The sequence below is a fragment of the Xenorhabdus bovienii SS-2004 genome, assembly GCF_000027225.1.
In the GTDB taxonomy this organism is placed as follows: domain Bacteria; phylum Pseudomonadota; class Gammaproteobacteria; order Enterobacterales; family Enterobacteriaceae; genus Xenorhabdus; species Xenorhabdus bovienii_C.
In genome coordinates, this window is sequence record NC_013892.1 from 3,385,316 (window position 1) to 3,403,786 (window position 18,471).

Genomic DNA, 18,471 nt, shown 5'->3' on the forward strand with positions numbered 1-18,471 from the left:
TCTACTTGGAACGGCCTGAATAATTTTCAACAGCATCGATCAATGCTGCTGCCACACGCTCAGTTGCATTAACGATGGCTACTGAACGCGCTTTTTCTGCCATTTCCAGCAATTGTGGACGCTGCCACTGTGTGAGCAGATCTACTACGGCTTCGGCCGTAAATTGAGGCTGTTCAAGTATTTTTGCTGCTCCCGCTTTTTCCAGCGGTAAAGCATTCCAATATTGCTGGCGATCTTTATGTTGAAATGGCACAAAGATCGCAGGTAATCCTGCTGCAGAAACTTCGCTGACCGTCAATGCACCCGAACGACACACCACGATATCAGCCCACGCATAAGCCTGCGCCATATCATCAATAAATTCAGTCACTTTAAATTCAGATTTAGCTGAATTTTCATATTTTCTGTGTGTTTCTTCCTGCGCACCTTTTCCTGCCTGATGCCATATAGTGATGTGAACACCCATACGCTCAGCCACTTCTGGCATGATTTGATTCAGAATTCTTGCACCCTGACTACCTCCAACGACCAGTACACGGATAGATCCTTCTCTTCCTGCCAGACGCTGTGCAGGCACTGGCAGCGCCAGTACATCTTCACGCACAGGGTTGCCGACAACAGGTGCATCAGAAAATGCGCCGGGAAATGCCTGCAAGACCGTTTTCGCAATTTTGGCCAGCCAGCGGTTGGTTAATCCGGCAATACCATTCTGTTCATGCAGAACAACCGGAATGCCACACAGCCATGCAGCAATTCCGCCGGGTCCTGAGACATAGCCACCCATACCCAGCACAACGTCCGGCTGATAGCGGCGCATGATCGTTTTTGCCTGCCGGATCGCCTTAAAAATTCTGACAGGAGCCGCAAAGAGTGCTTTTATTCCTTTGCCACGCAATCCTGAAATTTGGATAAATTCAATATCAATACCCTGTTTAGGAACCAAATCCGCCTCCATGCGATCAGCGGTTCCCAACCAGCGGATTTCCCAGCCTTGTTCTTTTAAATGTTGGGCAACCGCCAGTCCCGGAAAAACATGGCCTCCCGTACCACCAGCCATTACCATTAAACGCCGGTTTCTGCCGCTCATTTGGGGCTCCTTACAAACGCCTGTGCTTTTGCCAGACGCACTTCATAATCAATTCGCAATAATAAGACGATAGCCGTAGACATCACGATCAAACTCGAACCACCGTAACTCACAAGAGGTAATGTCAAACCTTTCGTTGGCAACATACCTGACGCTGCACCGACATTGATGAATGCCTGAAAGCTGAACCAGATGCCGATTGCACAAGCCAAAAAACCAGCAAAGCGCTGATTAAGCTGTAATGCTCGGCGACCAATCATCATTGCGCGAAAGGCGACGAAGAATACCATTGACAACACTAAAACCACACCCAAATAACCTAATTCTTCGGCCAGAATAGAGAAAATAAAGTCAGTATGCGCTTCGGGCAGATATTCCATTTTCTGGATTGAATTTCCTAATCCCTGTCCGAAAAAGTCCCCACGACCAAATGCCATCAGCGATTGTGTTAACTGGTAACCGCTGCCGAACGGATCATCCCACGGATTAAGGAAAGAAGTTACTCGACGCATACGATAAGGTTCAGCAACAATCAACACGCAGACGGCAAATATTCCACAGCCAATGATGGCAAGGAACTGCCACAATTTGGCACCGGCCAGAAATAATAGCGCCAGCGTTGTCACAAACAAAACAATAACGGTTCCCAAATCGGGCTGTGCCAATAGCAGAATAGCCAGCGCAATCATGACGCCCATGGGCTTGCAGAAACCCCAAAAGTTGTTTCTCACTTCTTCCACTTTTCTAACCAGATAGCTCGATAGGTAACAGAAAAGTGACAACTTCGATAATTCCGCTGGCTGAATACGCAATGGGCCAATTGCCACCCAGCGCGATGCACCATTGACAGAACTGCCAACCAGCAGCACCACAACAAGCATGATGATCGTGCCCAGCAATATAATGTTGCTGTAACGCTGCCAAAACTCCATTGGGATGCGCAAGGTGATGAGTGATAATATAAACGCCAGCACCAAGTAAATTGCATCACGCTGCGCAAAAATAAACGGATCTTGTGCGAGACGCTGACCCACTGGCATTGAGGCCGATGTCACCATCACAAAACCTATCACAGCTAATCCCAATATCATCCAGACCAGGGTACGATCATACATGACGATATCCGTGGCATCGGTCTCCACGTTCCCCGTCAGCCAATTTTTAAATTTACCGAGGCCTGGAATAGTCATTAGCCTAACTCCTCGGCCAAACGGGCGAATTCATGGCCGCGATGTTCAAAACCATTGAACTGGTCAAAGCTCGCACAAGCGGGTGACAGCAGCACCATGTCGCCAGTCATCAACTTCGGTGCAATTTTCCTCATCGCCTGTTCCATCGTTTCTGTCAACACGGAAATTTCAGGACGCAATTGCGCCAGCTGATTTCCATCACAACCAAAACAGTAAAGGCGAATGTTATTTCCCGATACATAAGGTTGCAGTGGAGTAAAGTCAGCGGCTTTTCCATCCCCGCCGAGTAAAAGATAGAGCGTACCTTCCAATGTCAGTCCACTGAGTGCTGCCTGAGTACTGCCGACATTTGTTGCCTTGGAATCATTTACCCAACGAACGCCATTTCTCATATGCACGACTTGAAAACGGTGTTCCAATCCCGGATAAGTCTGTAATGCCTGAATACTGGCTTCGCGAGGGATACCTACAGCATCAGCCAACGCCAATGCTGCCAGGCCGTTGGTGTAATTATGTTGCCCTGTTAACCGAATCTGACGGGTTTCCAATAAAGATTGATGGTTAACCACCAATTGTTGACGTCCACTCTCAAGCTGGTAAGCACCACTATCCACACCAAAACTGATACAGCGGCTATCTTTACCTGCTTCCGGCAATGTCAATGCATCCTGTTCATTCACCACGCACACTTTTGCCTGATCATAGATACGCAGTTTTGCTGCACGATACTGCGACAACCCATCAGGATAACGAACCATATGGTCTTCAGTGACATTCAGAACAGTCGCTGCGGCAGCTTTCAGACTGTAAGTCGTTTCAAGCTGAAAGCTGGAGAGTTCCAATACATACAACTGGCAAGGCTGTTTCAGCAGTTCCAGTGCAGGAATACCAATATTTCCTCCCACACCAACCTGCCATCCGGCTTCTTTTGCCATCTCCCCGACAAGAGTCGTGACGGTGCTTTTACCATTTGACCCCGTAATGGCAACAATCGGTGTCGTCGCCTCACGGCAAAACAATTCAATATCACCGACAATTTCAATGCCGGCGTCGGCCGCTGCCTGTAACTCAGGTGTTGCCAGTGCAATACCCGGACTGGCAACGATTAAATCCGCGTCCATCAACCATTGTGTATTCAGGCTACCAGTGTGACACGCAACGTCATCAGGCAGCTTATCGCTGCCCGGTGGCACTAGGCGGGTATCCATCACACGTGGAGTCACACCACGTGCCATGAAAAAGTCAACGCAGGAGAGGCCCGTCAGCCCCAATCCAACAATAACGACTTTTTTACCCAAATATTCAGCCATGATTAACGTACCTTCAACGTTGCCAGACCAATCAGTACCAGCACCAGGGAAATAATCCAGAACCGCACAATAACGCGTGGCTCCGGCCAGCCTTTCAATTCATAGTGATGGTGAATCGGAGCCATGCGGAAAATACGCTGCCCCCGAAGCTTGAACGATCCCACCTGCAAAATGACAGATAGCGTTTCGACGACAAATACCCCGCCCATGATGATCAGCAGGAATTCCTGACGCAGCAAAACCGCAATAGTTCCCAACGCGCCGCCTAAAGCCAGTGAACCGACATCCCCCATGAAAACTTGCGCCGGATAGGTGTTGAACCACAGGAAGCCCAACCCAGCGCCAACAATTGCGGTACAGACAATCACCAGTTCACTCGCGTGGACTAAATGAGGAATGTGCAAATAAAGGGCAAACTTCACGTTACTCATCGCCCATGCCACGATAGCGAAACCCGCTGCGACGAACACCGTTGGCATGATAGCCAGACCATCAAGCCCATCGGTCAGATTAACGGCATTACTGGTTCCCACAATCACGAAATACGCCAGCAGGATGTAAAGCAGCCCCAGTTGTGGCATGACTTCTTTGAAAAATGGCACAATCAGTTGTGTTGCGGCAGTATCTTTACCCATACTGTACATGGCAAACGCCACACCCAATGCGATGACTGACTGCCAGAAATATTTCCAGCGAGCAATCAGCCCTTTGGTATCTTTACGAACAACTTTGCGATAATCATCGACAAATCCCACTACGCCGTAACCCAGCAGAACGGCCAGCACACACCAGACATAAGGGTTATCCAGACGTGTCCACAGTAATATGGACATGGTGATAGAGAATAGAATCAGCAACCCACCCATTGTCGGTGTACCGCGCTTACTGAAATGGGATTCTGGGCCGTTGTCACGCACAACTTGACCAATCTGCAATTTTTGCAGGTAGCCGATTAAAGTTGGTCCCACCCATAATGCGATAAATAGTGCAGTCAACAAGCCGACAATGGCTCTGAACGTCAGATAGGAAAAGACGTGAAAGACTGTGTGATATTTAACCAGGTAATCAGCTAACCAAACTAACATTGGAAGTTCTCCTTCAGTGTGTTCACTACCTCTTCCATTGCGGCACTGCGTGAACCTTTAATTAAAATAGAAATCATTTCGTGTTGTTCCAGTAAAGGAAGCAGCGCTGCAACTAATTCCGCCTTGTTAGCGAAATGCTGTCCCCGACCACTTGTTTCACTGATATGAGAACTGAACTCACCGACGCTCATTATTTTGTCTATTTTTGTCGATGCCAAGGCTTCACCAACCTGACGGTGACACTCAACGGTTTGATCTCCCAATTCACCCATGTCACCGACGACCATAACGTGATAACCGGGCATCTGTGACAAGGTATTGGCGGCCGCAATCATGGAACCGATATTCGCGTTATACGTGTCATCCAGCACGATTTTTCCCTCTGCAAGTCGAATAGGGAATAAGCGTCCTGAAACAGGCTTCAGTTCTAATAACCCGGCACGAATATCACTGAGAGAAGCACCCACAGAGATCGCCAGCGCACTGGCGGCCAATGCATTGGCAATATTGTGTTTCCCCGGCAGTGGCAGTGTTACCTCAATATTTCCAATCGGTGTATGCAGACAGAAACTCGTTGCCAGCGGTTGCTCCTGAATGTCAGTGGCGTAAAAATCAGCTTCTGGCACGGGTGAAACAGCAAACCGCCATACAGCCTGCGGCTCGCTCATACCCTGCTGCCAATGCGTCCAATCATTGCTATCGAGATTGATGATGGCGGTTCCTGCTGATGAAAGCCCCGCAAAAATTTCGCCTTTTGCCTTGGCAACTCCCGCCAAAGAGCCGAAGCCTTCCAGATGAGCCGCAAACAGGTTATTCACCAGCGCACTTTCAGGACAGGTCATTTCAGCGGTATAGGCGATTTCGCCAATGTGATTGGCACCTAGCTCAATCACGGCAAATTGGTGTTCTTCAGTCAGCCTGAACAGTGTCAATGGCACACCAATGTCGTTATTGAAGTTGCCTGCGGTATAAAGGGTATGACCGCGTTGACACAGAATCGCCGCCGTCATCTCTTTGACCGACGTTTTGCCCGATGAGCCAGTCAGTGCCACTATCCGTGCTTTACTTTGCTGGCGAACCCAAGCCGCCAGTTTGCCCATCGCCAAGCGGGTGTTTTCCACTACCACCTGAGGGCAGTCAATTTCAAGGCGGCGGTTGACCAACAAAGCACCGGCTCCCTGTTTCGCGACATCTGCTACGAAATCATGAGCGTCGAACTTTTCCCCTTTTAAGGCAATGAACAGTCCTCCACGCACCATTTTTCGGCTATCAATTTCCACGGTATTGATTTGGCAAGTAGCCGCCTGCTGTTCGGAAGTGTGATATAGCACGCCGCCTGTCAGTTTTGTCAATTGCTTGAGTGTCAGCGGAATCATGCAATTACCCCCAGCAGACGTGCAACAGTCAGACGATCTGAATAATCTAAACGGCGGTTGCCTACTAATTGATAATCTTCATGACCTTTACCCGCCACCAGTACGACATCCTCTTCAGCAGCCTGCATAATGGCACTGGTCACCGCTTCAACACGCCCGTGAATCGCCATCGCCCGACCCGGATCGATGAAACCGGTCAGAATATCTTCAACAATAGAATGGGGTTCTTCACTACGGGGATTGTCATCAGTCACTATCACCCGATCAGCGCCCTGCTCGGCGATACCGCCCATCAGTGAACGCTTACCTTTATCGCGATCACCCCCACAGCCGAATACACACCAAAGTTGGCCTTTACAGTGCAATCGTGCCGCAGACAGGGCTTTTTCCAGAGCATCAGGTGTATGGGCATAATCCACCACGACCGTCGGACGATCTCGCGCAGCAAAGACTTCCATGCGCCCACAGACAGGCTCCAGACAGGAAGCGGCTTCCAATAGTTTTTGCAGTGGATATTCCAGTGACAGCAAGGTAGCGAGTGCCAGCAGCAGATTACTGACATTGAACGCTCCCATAAGGGGACTGTTGAGAGTTCCCTGCCCCCAAGAGGATGTAAACGTAATGGATGCACCTTTGTCGTGATAGTGGATGTCACTAGTGGATAACCAGCGCCCCGACCAATTTTTCGGCAGGCGATTTTCCATCGTGACGGCCACCGTTTCAGGTAAGCGGGTAAGCCATTTTTGCCCCACATCATCATCGGCATTAATGATTTTCTGTTTTACATCATGACTGCTGAACAACAACCATTTGGCCTCTTCGTAATTTTCCATATCACCATGATAATCAAGATGATCACGGCTTAAATTGGTAAAAACGGCGGCTTGAAATGGCAGGGCGGCCACTCGTCCCTGCACTAAACCGTGTGAAGAAACTTCCATCGCGGCAAAAGTGGCTTTTTGATTAACGAGCTGCTGTAAATCGAGCTGGATATCAACGGCGGAACCCGTGGTATTTTCACTTGGAACTATCATTCCCAACAGGCCATTTCCTACCGTTCCCATTACGGCACTGATTTCCCCAAGACCCTGACTCCATTGTGCCAGCAATTGTGTCGTCGTGGTTTTGCCGTTGGTTCCAGTAACTCCGACGAGTTTCAGTTTATTACCCGGATGCTGGTAAAATTCGCCTGCCAATTTTGACAGTTTATTATTGAGATCATCCAGATAGATAACCGGAACACCGTGCATTGCTTGAATGGTGCCGTTATCCGTTTTTCCCTTCGCTTCTGCAATCACCGCAGCAACACCTTGAGCGATGGCTTGAGGAATATAATTTCGGCCATCTGTCTGGTGCCCTTTAACTGCAACAAACAGATCTCCGGCAGCCGCCTTACGGCTGTCTAATGTCATTTCGCGCAGCGGAAGCTCCGGAGTATCAACACCCCATGGAGCCAGTAAATCGCGTAAATTACGATCTGCCACTTTTATCCTCTTTATTATCAATCACAAATTCTTTTTTATCATCCGCAGGCAGTGCGTCGGGTTCAACGTTCATCGTACGTAAAACACCACTCATGATAGTGCCAAAGATGGGCGCTGAAACCGCACCGCCATAATATTTACCGGCTTGTGGATCATTGATGATTACAACCAATGCAAACCGTGGATTACTTGCAGGGGCAATCCCTGCGGTATAGGAAAGATATTTATTAACGTATTTTCCATCCGGCCCGACCTTCTTCGCCGTTCCCGTTTTGATTGCGATACGATAACCTTTTATTGCGGCGCGTACCCCGCCGCCGCCGGGTAGTGCCACACTCTCCATCATGTGAACAACTGTGCGCATAATGGGTTCAGGAAATACGCGGGTTCCCGGTATAGGAGGGTCTACTTTGGTAATTGACAACGGGCGATAGATACCAAAGCTGCCTATCGTTGCATAGACTCGCGCTAACTGTAACGGTGTTACCATCAGCCCGTAGCCGAAAGAAAAGGTGGCTCTCTCAAGATCTGACCAGCGTTCTCTTTTGGGATATATGCCACTACTTTCTCCGACCAGCCCCAAATTGGTCGGTTTTCCCATCCCAAAGCGGGAATAAACATTTACCAGTTCCGAGGCAGGCATCGCTAACGCCAGTTTAGAAACACCCACGTTACTCGATTTCTGTAAAATCCCAGTGATGGTTAATTCAGAACGCGGGGCAACGTCTTTGATTTGATGCGAACGCGCTCCATAAGCCAATCGATAAGGTTTGGTATCCAGCACTGAATTTTCTTTAACAATGTTAAGGTTCAACGCACTCATCACCACTAGCGGTTTTACCGTAGAACCGGGTTCAAAAATATCCGTGATGGCACGGTTACGCATCGCATCTTTCGGCGTTCCCGCCAGATTATTCGGGTTATAGGATGGGTTGTTTGCCATTGCCAGAACTTCGCCGGTTTTTACGTCAATCAATATGGCCGTACCAGACTCAGCCTTATTAAGTATTACTGCCTTGGTCAATTCACGGTAGACCAAAGTCTGGAGACGCTCATCAATGCTGAGAGCCAGATTGTGGGCAGCCTGACTGTCAGTGAACGAAACATCTTCAATGACCCGTCCATTGCGATCCTTGCGGACAATTCGGCTCCCCGGCTTACCCGTCAGCCAGTTGTCGAAGCTCTTTTCCACTCCCTCAATGCCTTTGTCGTCAATATTGGTCACGCCAATAATGTGCGCGGTCACCTGCCCTGCCGGATAATAACGGCGGGATTCTTGGCGCAAATAGATGCCAGGTAATCTTAATTTTTCGACATAATCACCAATGGAGGTATTGACCTGACGGGCAAGATAGACAAAACGCCCCTGTGGATAATCCTGAATTTTACGGGTCAGTTGATTAAGCGGTATGGAAAGCGTGTCAGCTAACGCTTGCCAGCGCGTATCATCCGTTATGCCGCCTTTTTCAAAGATTTCTTTGGGATCAGCCCAAACTGCATCAACCGGTACGCTGACCGCCAGAGGGCGCCCATTCCGATCGGTTATCATACCGCGAGTAGTCGGAATGGACTGGACACGTAAGGAACGGGAGTCACCTTCTTTTAGCAAACGGTCAGGATTGATAATCTGCAAGTAAGCAACACGAATCAAAAGCCCGAACAAAGCAAACGAAATGCCCCCACACAGCAAAGCAAAGCGCCAGCTTACAAAACTGGCTTTATCTTCTTGCTTCTTCAACTTTAAAGAGCGTGCAGCTTTCATCGCCTACCTTTGAGTTGTTAACTGAACTTATTGAGTTATAACAATATTTTCTTGCGCCGGATCAACATGTTGCATATGCAATGTTTCAGTCGCTATATTTTCAACGCGACTGTGATCACCGAGGGCATTCTCTTCAAGAAGCAGGTTACGCCACTCAATATCCAGAGAATCAAAATCAATCGCCGAGCGCTCTTTTTCCGCTATCAATAAGCGGGTTTTATGGGCAACCGTCACAACGCTAATGGCCGAAATGATTACCGCTATCAGCAAAACCAGTGGGATCTTGGCATTGCGGATTAAATCCCTGCCAATGACCCCCACTAATCCATGACGCTCACCTGCCATTTACTCACCTGCCTTTTCAGCAAATCGCAATACAGAGCTTCTCGCTCTAGGGTTTATTACCACTTCGTCCTCTGAAGGCTTCAGTTTGCCAATTGATTTCAGGCTGCGTCCCCCCTGAGCTTTTAACTGCGTTTCAGTGAGAGGTAAACCGGCTGGAACCTGTGGCCCCCGGCTGTGCTGCCGGATAAAACGCTTCACGATGCGATCTTCCAACGAGTGGAAACTGATAACTGATAATCGCCCCTGCGGTGCCAGAACCTGCAATGCACCATTCAATGCGCGTTCTATTTCTTCCAGTTCACTGTTAATGTAGATCCTGATAGCCTGAAAACTGCGCGTCGCTGGATGCTTGTGCTTTTCCTTAACCGGGCTTGCCTGAGCAATCAACTCCGCCAGTTCTCTGGTTCGGGTGATTTGCCCTTCCTGATTGCGGGCTACGATGGCTCTCGCGATACGTTTGGCAAAACGTTCTTCCCCAAAGGTTTTCAGTACCCATGCAATATCATCAGCTTCGGCCTTCATCAGCCACTCTGTAGCCGATTGCCCTCGGGTAGGGTCCATTCGCATATCCAGCGGCCCGTCACGCATAAATGAAAAACCACGTTCAGGATCATCCAGTTGTGGGGAGGAAACCCCTAAATCCAACAACACACCATCAATTTTTCCGACCAGTCCCGCTTCTTCTATATAGGTAGCCAATTCGGAAAATGGCCCGTGAGTAATGGAAAAACGCGGGTCAGTAATGGCTTTCGCCGCTTCAATTGCCTGCGGATCGCGATCAATCGCAATTAAACGCCCATCTGCCCCTAATTGAGACAAAATCAGGCGAGAATGCCCTCCTCGCCCGAATGTTCCGTCAATATAAATTCCATTTTCTCGGATATTCAGTCCATTGACAGCTTCGTCCAGTAATACACTGGTATGCTTATAATGACTATTTGCCATATTTATAGTGATAAATCCTGTAGCCTTGCTGATAAAGGTTCTTGTGTGGATTGTTCAGCCTCAATATCATTCTGTACTTGCTGATACCAGGCTTGCTCATCCCACAATTCAAATTTATTAAATTGCCCAACCAGCATGACCTCTTTTGTTAACCCTGCGTGCTGCCGCAGTGTATTCGCTAACAAAAGGCGCCCTGCACTGTCCATTTGGCATTCACTGGCGTGCCCCAATAACAAACGTTGAACGCGACGTTCGGCTAGATTCATGCTGGATAGGCGAGATAACTTTTCTTCGATGATTTCCCATTCGGGTAATGTGTAAAGCAACAGGCACGGCTGATGGAGATCAATGGTACAAACCATTTGACCTGTAGATTCCTCATTCAGCTTTTCCCTATATCGGGCAGGTACAGTGAGTCGCCCTTTACTATCGAGATTAACCAGTGTTGCTCCACGAAACATACTCAGGTTACCCCTTGATGGTAAAAATCTCCACATTATCCCACAAATCACCACAATTAAGAGTTTACGGATGGTATGAAAACCTTGTCAAGCCAGAGCCCATGTGCTTTAGCTAGATTTACAGAAAGATTTCAGAGAGAAGAAGAGAGATTTTTCAGATTTGGCAATATTAATAATAGATAACACTATGATAATTTTAAATAAATTAACGATGATGGAAAGTATATTCTTAGAAAAAAAATTTAGGTTAAATAATTACCACTTAAATTAATTTATGTAACTAAAGTCTCATTGCAGCCTAATTGTTACCCAAATGAAATCTATTAGTAATAAAAATACATTTAAGTTATAACATCGAAAAAAATAATCACAAATTGAAATTTAATGACTATTGGGGATAAAAAATGATTAAATATCAAATCAATAAAAAAATCTCTCCATCACAGAAGTAAACGATGTAAATCGTCTGACTTTACGTGTAGATCATTCACCTTGCCATTTTTAGTAACAAGTTATCGGATTTTCAGGTCATAAAACTCTGCTCAAAAGAATTTTAGTCAGAATAGTCTTAAAGTTACGTTAACTAACGTATTTCAAAGAGTTTGATCGTATTAATAAGGCACCCTCATATTCAATGAGGGTACTCAATCAAGCTTTTCTACTCAGGCTTCCACGACGGCATAAATGACGACGCATTCGAGTTATTCCTGGCTCTGGCCGCTTTTTTTCATCCAAACTGGCCAATACCAGTTCAAGGGCACATTCAGCCACGTCACGGTGGCGTTGTGCGACGGACAGCACCGGACATTCAAGAAAATCAAGTAATTCATGATCACCGAACGTAGCAATGACCAACTGCTCAGGTAACCGACCACTGCGCTTAAGGAGGGTATCCATGACGCCTTGCAGCAAGGAAAATGAGGTTGTGTAGAGTACTTGAGGTACAGGATTATTTTCCAGCCATGAAGCAAAGACTTCAGCCGCAGCTTCACGTTCATAGCTGTTCGCATACAGGTAGTTCACTTCACGCTGATCACTTTCCCATGCTTCACGAAACCCCTGTTCACGTAAGAAACTGACCGATAATTCAGGTAATGCTCCCAGATAAAGAACAGATTCTGACGGAAATTGACGCAGCTCCTGTGCCAGCATTTTCGCATCTTCGAGGTCATCCCCCACAACACTGATAAAGTGTTCGCTGTCCAATGCACGATCAAGCGCAATAATTGGCAGTGAACGGTTTGTCCAACGTTGATAGAAAGGATGTTCAGGAGGCAACGCAGTGGAAACAATAATGGCATCAACCTGCCGTTGCAGAAGATGCTCAACACAGCGCATTTCGTTATCTGGCTGATCTTCAGAACATGCGATCAATAGCTGGTATCCACGTTGCCGTGCCTGACGCTCAAGATAGTTGGCAATTCGGGTATAGCTCGTGTTTTCCAAATCCGGTATCACTAAGCCAATTGAACGAGTACGCCCCGCCCGAAGACCGGCGGCAACAGCATTGGGATGGTAATTGTGCTCTCTGACCACCGCCATCACTTTTTCTACTGTTTTATCGCTGACCCGGTACTGCTTGGCTTTACCATTGATAACATAACTGGCCGTGGTACGTGAAACCCCTGCTAAGCGGGCGATCTCATCCAGTTTCACATTAATCCCTCAGTAAGATGATGAAAAAACCCTACTTTACAGTAGGGTTCGTTAAAGATCTGTATATTAACCCGCAGATTGCGATTTTTCATCGCATAATTTTATCCCCGCGAGCGATACCAACAATGCCTGATCGTGCCACTTCCAGGATCTCAGCAACATCGCGCACGGCATCAAGAAACGCATCCAGTTTTTCACTCGTTCCTGCCAATTGGACAGTGTATAGTGCTGACGTCACATCAACGATCTGCCCACGGAATATATCCGTGCTGCGCTTGATTTCTTCCCGTCCATAGCCACTGGCCTGCAATTTCACCAGCATGATTTCACGCTCAACATGAGCACCTGCGGTCAATTCACTGACCCGCAGAACATCCACCAGCTTATGCAGTTGTTTCTCAATTTGCTCTAATACCTTAGCATCACCCTTGGTCTGGATAGTCATACGTGACAGAGTTGGATCTTCCGTAGGGGCCACAGTCAGGCTTTCAATGTTATAACCACGTTGAGAAAACAGGCCAACTACGCGGGATAACGCTCCCGATTCGTTTTCAAGTAATACAGACAAAATCCGGCGCATGATCAGGTCCTCTCTGTTTTGCTTAACCACATTTCATCCATTGCTCCACCCCGAATCTGCATTGGATAAACGTGTTCTGTTTCATCAACGGTGACATCGACAAAAACCAGCCGCTGGTTTTCAGTGACTTCATGCAAAGCCTGAGCCAGTTTATTTTCCAGTTCTTCGTAAGTTTGGATGGAAACACCAATATGACCATAAGCCTCTGCCAATTTGACAAAATCAGGCAGCGATTCCATATAGGATTGAGAATGACGACCCGCGTAAATCATGTCCTGCCACTGTTTCACCATACCCAGAAAACGGTTGTTCAAATTCAGCACCAGAACAGGCAAGCCATACTGCAATGCAGTGGATAATTCCTGAATATTCATCTGAATACTGCCATCTCCTGTCACGCACACTACTGTCGCATCGGGCTTTGCCAGCTTCACCCCAAGCGCGGCTGGCAAGCCAAATCCCATCGTGCCCAAACCACCAGAGTTGATCCAACGCCTCGGCTCATCAAAGGGATAATACAGTGCGGCAAACATCTGATGCTGGCCTACATCTGACGAGAGATACGCCTTGCCTTCAGTCAGACGGTAAAGCGTTTCAATCACGGCCTGTGGCTTAATTTTCGCGGTGGTGCGATCGTAACCAAGGCATTTGCGGCTACGCCATTGTTCAATGGAAAGCCACCAGTCTTTCAATGCATCCGGATCCTGAGTGTCTTCCAGAGTATTCATCAATTCCAGCATTTGGCCGAGTATCTGTTTGGCATCCCCAACGATGGGAATATCCGCCGACACAGTTTTTGAAATAGAGGCCGGATCGATATCAATGTGCAGTACAATGGCTTCTGGACAATATTTTTCCAGATTATTGGTTGTGCGATCATCAAAACGCACACCCACCGCAAAAATCAAATCAGAATTGTGCATCGCTTTATTAGCTTCAAACGTGCCATGCATTCCCAGCATTCCCAGACTCTGACGATGAGTGGCAGGAAAAGCGCCCAGCCCCATCAACGAACTGACGACCGGAATGTGCAAACATTCAGCCAATTTCAGCAACTCTGATGAACATGCCGAATTGATGGCGCCGCCACCTACGTAGATCACCGGCTTTTTCGCATCCAGCAGAGTTTTCAACGCCCGTTTAATCTGTCCTTTATGCCCCTGAACGGTAGGATTGTAAGAACGCATGCTGATTTTTTCCGGATAAACATACGGAAATTTCAGTGCCGGATTGACGGTATCTTTGGGAAAATCGATGACAACCGGACCAGGACGGCCAGTTGTCGCCAAATAGAAGGCTTTCTTAATCGTATTTGGAATATCTTCTGCTTTTTTCACCAGAAAACTATGTTTAACGATGGGACGGGAAATTCCCACCATATCGCATTCCTGAAACGCGTCATTACCTATCAAGGAGCTGGCAACTTGGCCAGACAAAACCACCATTGGGATTGAATCCATGTAAGCCGTTGCAATTCCCGTGATAGCATTGGTTGCTCCTGGCCCGGATGTCACCAGAACAACTCCGGCTTTTCCCGTTGAACGGGAATATCCATCCGCCATATGAACAGCACCCTGTTCATGACGAACGAGAATATGTTCAATTCCTCCCACCGTATGCAGGGCATCGTAAATATCCAGTACTGCCCCACCCGGATAACCGAATACATGTTTAACGCCTTGATCGATTAACGATCTGACAACCATTTCGGCTCCTGACAACATCTCCATTGAGTTTGCCTCCAGGCTCTGTTTGCAAGTTAATCGTCGGAACTTCATAAAATCGCCATTAAAAACAACCTTATTTATTCCACTTTTTATTTATATAAAGTCAATCTAGTGTTAACTCATTCGATAACACCAGATTAATTAACATAACGTTAGAGACTAACGTTAGCAAACATCAATTCACATACTGAGAACATTAATCTCGATACATGGATTCGATTTCATCGTGATAATGTTGCGAAATCACCTTACGGCGCAGTTTCAGTGTAGGAGTTAATTCGCCTTTTTCCATGGAGAAAGCTTCTGGCAGTAGGATGAAGCGTTTTACCTGATGGTATTTGGCAATATTTTTTTGTAGTTCCGCCAAACGTTGTTCAAACAGTTCGATGATCTGACGATTGTTCAGCAACTCGATACGATCACGATAATGAAGATGGATGGATTTTGCGTAATCTTCTAATGCATCATAACTGGGGACAATCAACGCAGAAACAAAATTACGGGAATCGGCAATAACCGCAATATATTCAATGAAACGATCCTGTCCCAAAGTCCCCTCAAGCATTTGCGGAGCAATGTATTTTCCCGTCGAGGTTTTCATCAAATCTTTCAGGCGCTCAGTGATGAACAAATTGCCTGTTTCATCCAATCCCCCTGCATCCCCCGTACGCAGCCATCCATCTTCGGTAAAAGCATGAGCCGTTTCTTCCGGCTGGTTGAAATAGCCTTTCATCACAATAGGGCCACGTACCTGAATTTCATCTTCGGCACTGATGCGCACATCAATACTCGGCAATGGTGTGCCAATCGAGCCTGGGAGATAGTTTTTCTCTTCCCAGCAAGATACCGTGGCACAAGTTTCTGTCATGCCGTAACCATATTTGATATTAATGCCGGCGGATAGAAAAAACCGGGCAATAGCATCGTCAAGACGTGCTCCTGCCACGGGTAAGAAACGCACTCGCCCTCCAAATATGTTACGGAGCTTGCTCAACACTAGTTTGTCGGCCAGTTGATCACTACAGAGAGAGAAGATACACGCTTTTTTATTCTGTAGCTGACGCATCCAGCGGTTCTCCCCCCGCTTTATCGCCCAGCGGAAAATCAGCCTGCGCAAAAATGGCGCACGGGAAACTTTTTCAAGAATAGCACTATGCACTTTTTCATAAAAACGGGGAACAGCGCACATAACAGTGGGACGTACTTCAGCCATCGCCTCGCGCACAGAATTGGTGTCAGTTAAATAGACATTAAGCGCCCCTGTATGCATGACATAGTAACTCCATGCGCGCTCGAAGATATGGGACAACGGTAAAAAACTGAGTGATACATCTTCTTTGGTCAGTGTCAGACGCTGATCATGCAAGTAAAGCTGCGAAGCGATATTGTGGTAATCCAGCATCACTCCTTTTGGCTCTCCCGTTGTACCGGAGGTGTAGATCAAGGTGAAAAGATCATTTAAATCCTGCCCTGCAATGCGGTTATCAAGCTCTGGCTGATATTGTGCGTGCGCATTGACAATGAAGGCAGATAAATACTGCGCCTGCGGACAGCTCTTCAAGTCAACGGACTCGTCCAGCACAATAAGATGATTGAGTTGAGGGCACAATTCCAGCAATGTCATCGCAACATTATATTGTTCTTGCTCACCAACAAACAGTACCCGCACACCGGCATCCTTGAGAATGAAGGTAGCCTGATCACGGCTGCTGGTCGCATAAAGAGGGACTGTAACCGCACGTAACTGAAGAACGGCCAAATCAGCCAATGACCATGCAATACAGTTATGCGCAAAAATAGCGACTTTCTCCTGAATTTCTACACCCAGTGACAACAAAGCTTTTGCGATGGATTCCGTTCTATAAGTAACGTCTTGCCAACTCATTTCAAGCTGCTCTGATGGTGACCATTGCCTGAATGCAATCTTTTCGGGATATTCAATGGATTGCTGTTGCAACCGGTTAATCAGGTGATAGGAATGCAGGGAATCTGTTATCACGATATATTCCTGTATAAGTCTTAGATTTATCATACTCAGCAAGCACACTGACTGCTTTTCAGCTTACAGATGTTCGCTATTTTCGCGCAGTCTACCTATTCCTGGTAGAAGGGGAAAGCGTATTTTTACTCTCTTCTCCCCCCTAAGGGGGGAAGTTTTACAGGACTTATCGGATAACTAGGGATAAATAGAGACAAATATCGTCATAAAGGCAGAACAGTAAGGCCGCACACGCTCTCCGACAATCGGTTCCATTAGATAATCTTAATCATTTGCAACAATAATGCTTGTTACCATGACGTCATACAAAATGACATTTGATGAAACAAATTTTGGCAGCGTCGTGCATTTTGTTCTATTCCTGTTCACCAAGATTGCTCAGTAACGATTTCATCCACTGATGACCTTTATCTCTGTTTGTCGAACCGTGCCATATCAAATAGCAGGGGCGGGAGATTCGTCCGTTGGGCAAGGGTATCGCACGTATATTTAACTGTTCAGAATAATGCTCAACCATCCATTTCGGTGCAATAGCGACTAAATAAGTCTGAGACACGATATTGAGAACACTATTTAAGTCCGTTCCCTGATAAGAAACAGAACGCAACAATTCATTACTTTCATAGTAAGGTTTACTGAATGAATCCACATTATCCAATGCCACAATTGCATGCCTCTCTTCCTGCAATTGCTGCTGATTAATGCGTTTACTGATTCGAGGATGCGTTTTGGAAACTGCCAAAACCAATTCATCATTAAACAATGGAGAATTATGAAAATCAGGCTGATCTAATTGTATATAACTGATAACGAATTCTATTTCCTGATATTTTAATTGTTTCTCAATATTTCCATTGATTTGTGTTTTAATGACAACTTCGATATTTGGCGAATGTTTTTTTATTCCCCCAACAATTTGGGCAGCTAAACGAATATCAAGCGGGCTGCAAATAGAGAGATTAAATACCCTCGCACTATTATCGGGCTCAAACCCCACACCAGGCAACTCATTATGGACAATCTGAAGTGCTTGTCGGAGCGGCCCAAAGAGCTGTTTTGCCCTTGCCGTTGGTTGAATGCCTCGGCCATAGCGCACAAATAACTCATCATCAAACATAGTTTTTAAGCGGGCTACCGCATTACTGACAGCCGGTTGTGACATTCCCAGCGCCTGAGCCGCACGTGTAATATTCTGCATTTGCATTACAGCATCAAACACAGTAAGCAAATTGAGATCCACACTACGCAATTGCACTTCACATGATTCTTTTCTTCTTGTTGTTACTGAATTATACCCAGTCATTACTTCACTCCACTAAATTTATTGCAGCGACCTCATTAAATAACGGAATATTGGCAGTATCCCAATGCAACATTTTGACACAATAAGCCGCCATACCAATTAATAAGATCAATCACCCCAATTTGTTAGAAATTAAATTGAGCTCCTTCCTTGTACAAAAA

The 18,471-nt window shown here is 46.7% G+C and carries 15 protein-coding genes; all 15 read right to left on the reverse strand.

All coding sequences use genetic code 11. The annotated features are described in order from the left end of the window. Position 1: 1 nt before the first annotated feature. Complete coding sequence (gene murG / locus XBJ1_RS14865; RefSeq protein WP_012989816.1) at positions 2–1,087, reverse strand: undecaprenyldiphospho-muramoylpentapeptide beta-N-acetylglucosaminyltransferase; 1,086 nt, start codon at positions 1,085–1,087, stop codon at positions 2–4. Next, positions 1,084–2,277: a cell division protein FtsW gene (gene ftsW, locus XBJ1_RS14870; protein WP_012989817.1), complete on the reverse strand. Its 1,194-nt coding sequence runs from the start codon at positions 2,275–2,277 to the stop codon at positions 1,084–1,086. Before ftsW ends, murG begins: the two co-directional genes overlap by 4 nt. Beyond that, a complete protein-coding gene (gene murD, locus XBJ1_RS14875) occupies positions 2,277–3,587 on the reverse strand; it encodes a UDP-N-acetylmuramoyl-L-alanine--D-glutamate ligase (RefSeq protein WP_012989818.1) in 1,311 nt (436 codons plus the stop codon). The genes ftsW and murD overlap by 1 nt, the downstream gene beginning before the upstream one ends. A 2-nt stretch (positions 3,588–3,589) precedes the next feature. After that, complete coding sequence (gene mraY / locus XBJ1_RS14880) at positions 3,590–4,672, reverse strand: phospho-N-acetylmuramoyl-pentapeptide-transferase (RefSeq protein WP_012989819.1); 1,083 nt, start codon at positions 4,670–4,672, stop codon at positions 3,590–3,592. Next, entirely contained in the window at positions 4,666–6,048 is a 1,383-nt protein-coding gene (gene murF, locus XBJ1_RS14885; RefSeq protein WP_012989820.1) for a UDP-N-acetylmuramoyl-tripeptide--D-alanyl-D-alanine ligase, read from the reverse strand. Before murF ends, mraY begins: the two co-directional genes overlap by 7 nt. Continuing rightward, entirely contained in the window at positions 6,045–7,532 is a 1,488-nt protein-coding gene (murE, locus tag XBJ1_RS14890; protein WP_012989821.1) for a UDP-N-acetylmuramoyl-L-alanyl-D-glutamate--2,6-diaminopimelate ligase, read from the reverse strand. The genes murF and murE overlap by 4 nt, the downstream gene beginning before the upstream one ends. Then, entirely contained in the window at positions 7,519–9,294 is a 1,776-nt protein-coding gene (locus XBJ1_RS14895) for a peptidoglycan glycosyltransferase FtsI (protein WP_012989822.1), read from the reverse strand. Before XBJ1_RS14895 ends, murE begins: the two co-directional genes overlap by 14 nt. Before the next feature lie 27 nt (positions 9,295–9,321). Next, positions 9,322–9,639, reverse strand: a complete 318-nt coding sequence (gene ftsL / locus XBJ1_RS14900; protein ID WP_012989823.1) for a cell division protein FtsL — start codon at positions 9,637–9,639, stop codon at positions 9,322–9,324. Further along, positions 9,640–10,584, reverse strand: a complete 945-nt coding sequence (gene rsmH / locus XBJ1_RS14905) for a 16S rRNA (cytosine(1402)-N(4))-methyltransferase RsmH (protein WP_012989824.1) — start codon at positions 10,582–10,584, stop codon at positions 9,640–9,642. A 2-nt stretch (positions 10,585–10,586) separates the two neighbouring features. Next, complete coding sequence (gene mraZ, locus XBJ1_RS14910) at positions 10,587–11,045, reverse strand: division/cell wall cluster transcriptional repressor MraZ (protein ID WP_012989825.1); 459 nt, start codon at positions 11,043–11,045, stop codon at positions 10,587–10,589. A gap of 648 nt (positions 11,046–11,693) precedes the next feature. Further along, positions 11,694–12,701 (reverse strand): catabolite repressor/activator, encoded by a 1,008-nt coding sequence (cra, locus tag XBJ1_RS14915; RefSeq protein WP_012989826.1) that lies wholly within the window; start codon positions 12,699–12,701, stop codon positions 11,694–11,696. 88 nt (positions 12,702–12,789) lie between these two features. Further along, positions 12,790–13,281 carry an acetolactate synthase small subunit gene (gene ilvN, locus XBJ1_RS14920; protein WP_012989827.1) on the reverse strand — a complete coding sequence of 164 codons (492 nt, stop codon included), beginning with the start codon at positions 13,279–13,281 and terminating at the stop codon, positions 12,790–12,792. 2 nt (positions 13,282–13,283) lie between these two features. After that, entirely contained in the window at positions 13,284–15,011 is a 1,728-nt protein-coding gene (ilvI, locus tag XBJ1_RS14925; RefSeq protein WP_012989828.1) for an acetolactate synthase 3 large subunit, read from the reverse strand. A gap of 193 nt (positions 15,012–15,204) precedes the next feature. Continuing rightward, positions 15,205–17,007 (reverse strand): AMP-dependent synthetase/ligase, encoded by a 1,803-nt coding sequence (locus XBJ1_RS14930; RefSeq protein WP_012989829.1) that lies wholly within the window; start codon positions 17,005–17,007, stop codon positions 15,205–15,207. A 355-nt stretch (positions 17,008–17,362) separates the two neighbouring features. Continuing rightward, positions 17,363–18,310, reverse strand: a complete 948-nt coding sequence (gene leuO / locus XBJ1_RS14935; RefSeq protein WP_012989830.1) for a transcriptional regulator LeuO — start codon at positions 18,308–18,310, stop codon at positions 17,363–17,365. Positions 18,311–18,471 lie beyond the last annotated feature (161 nt).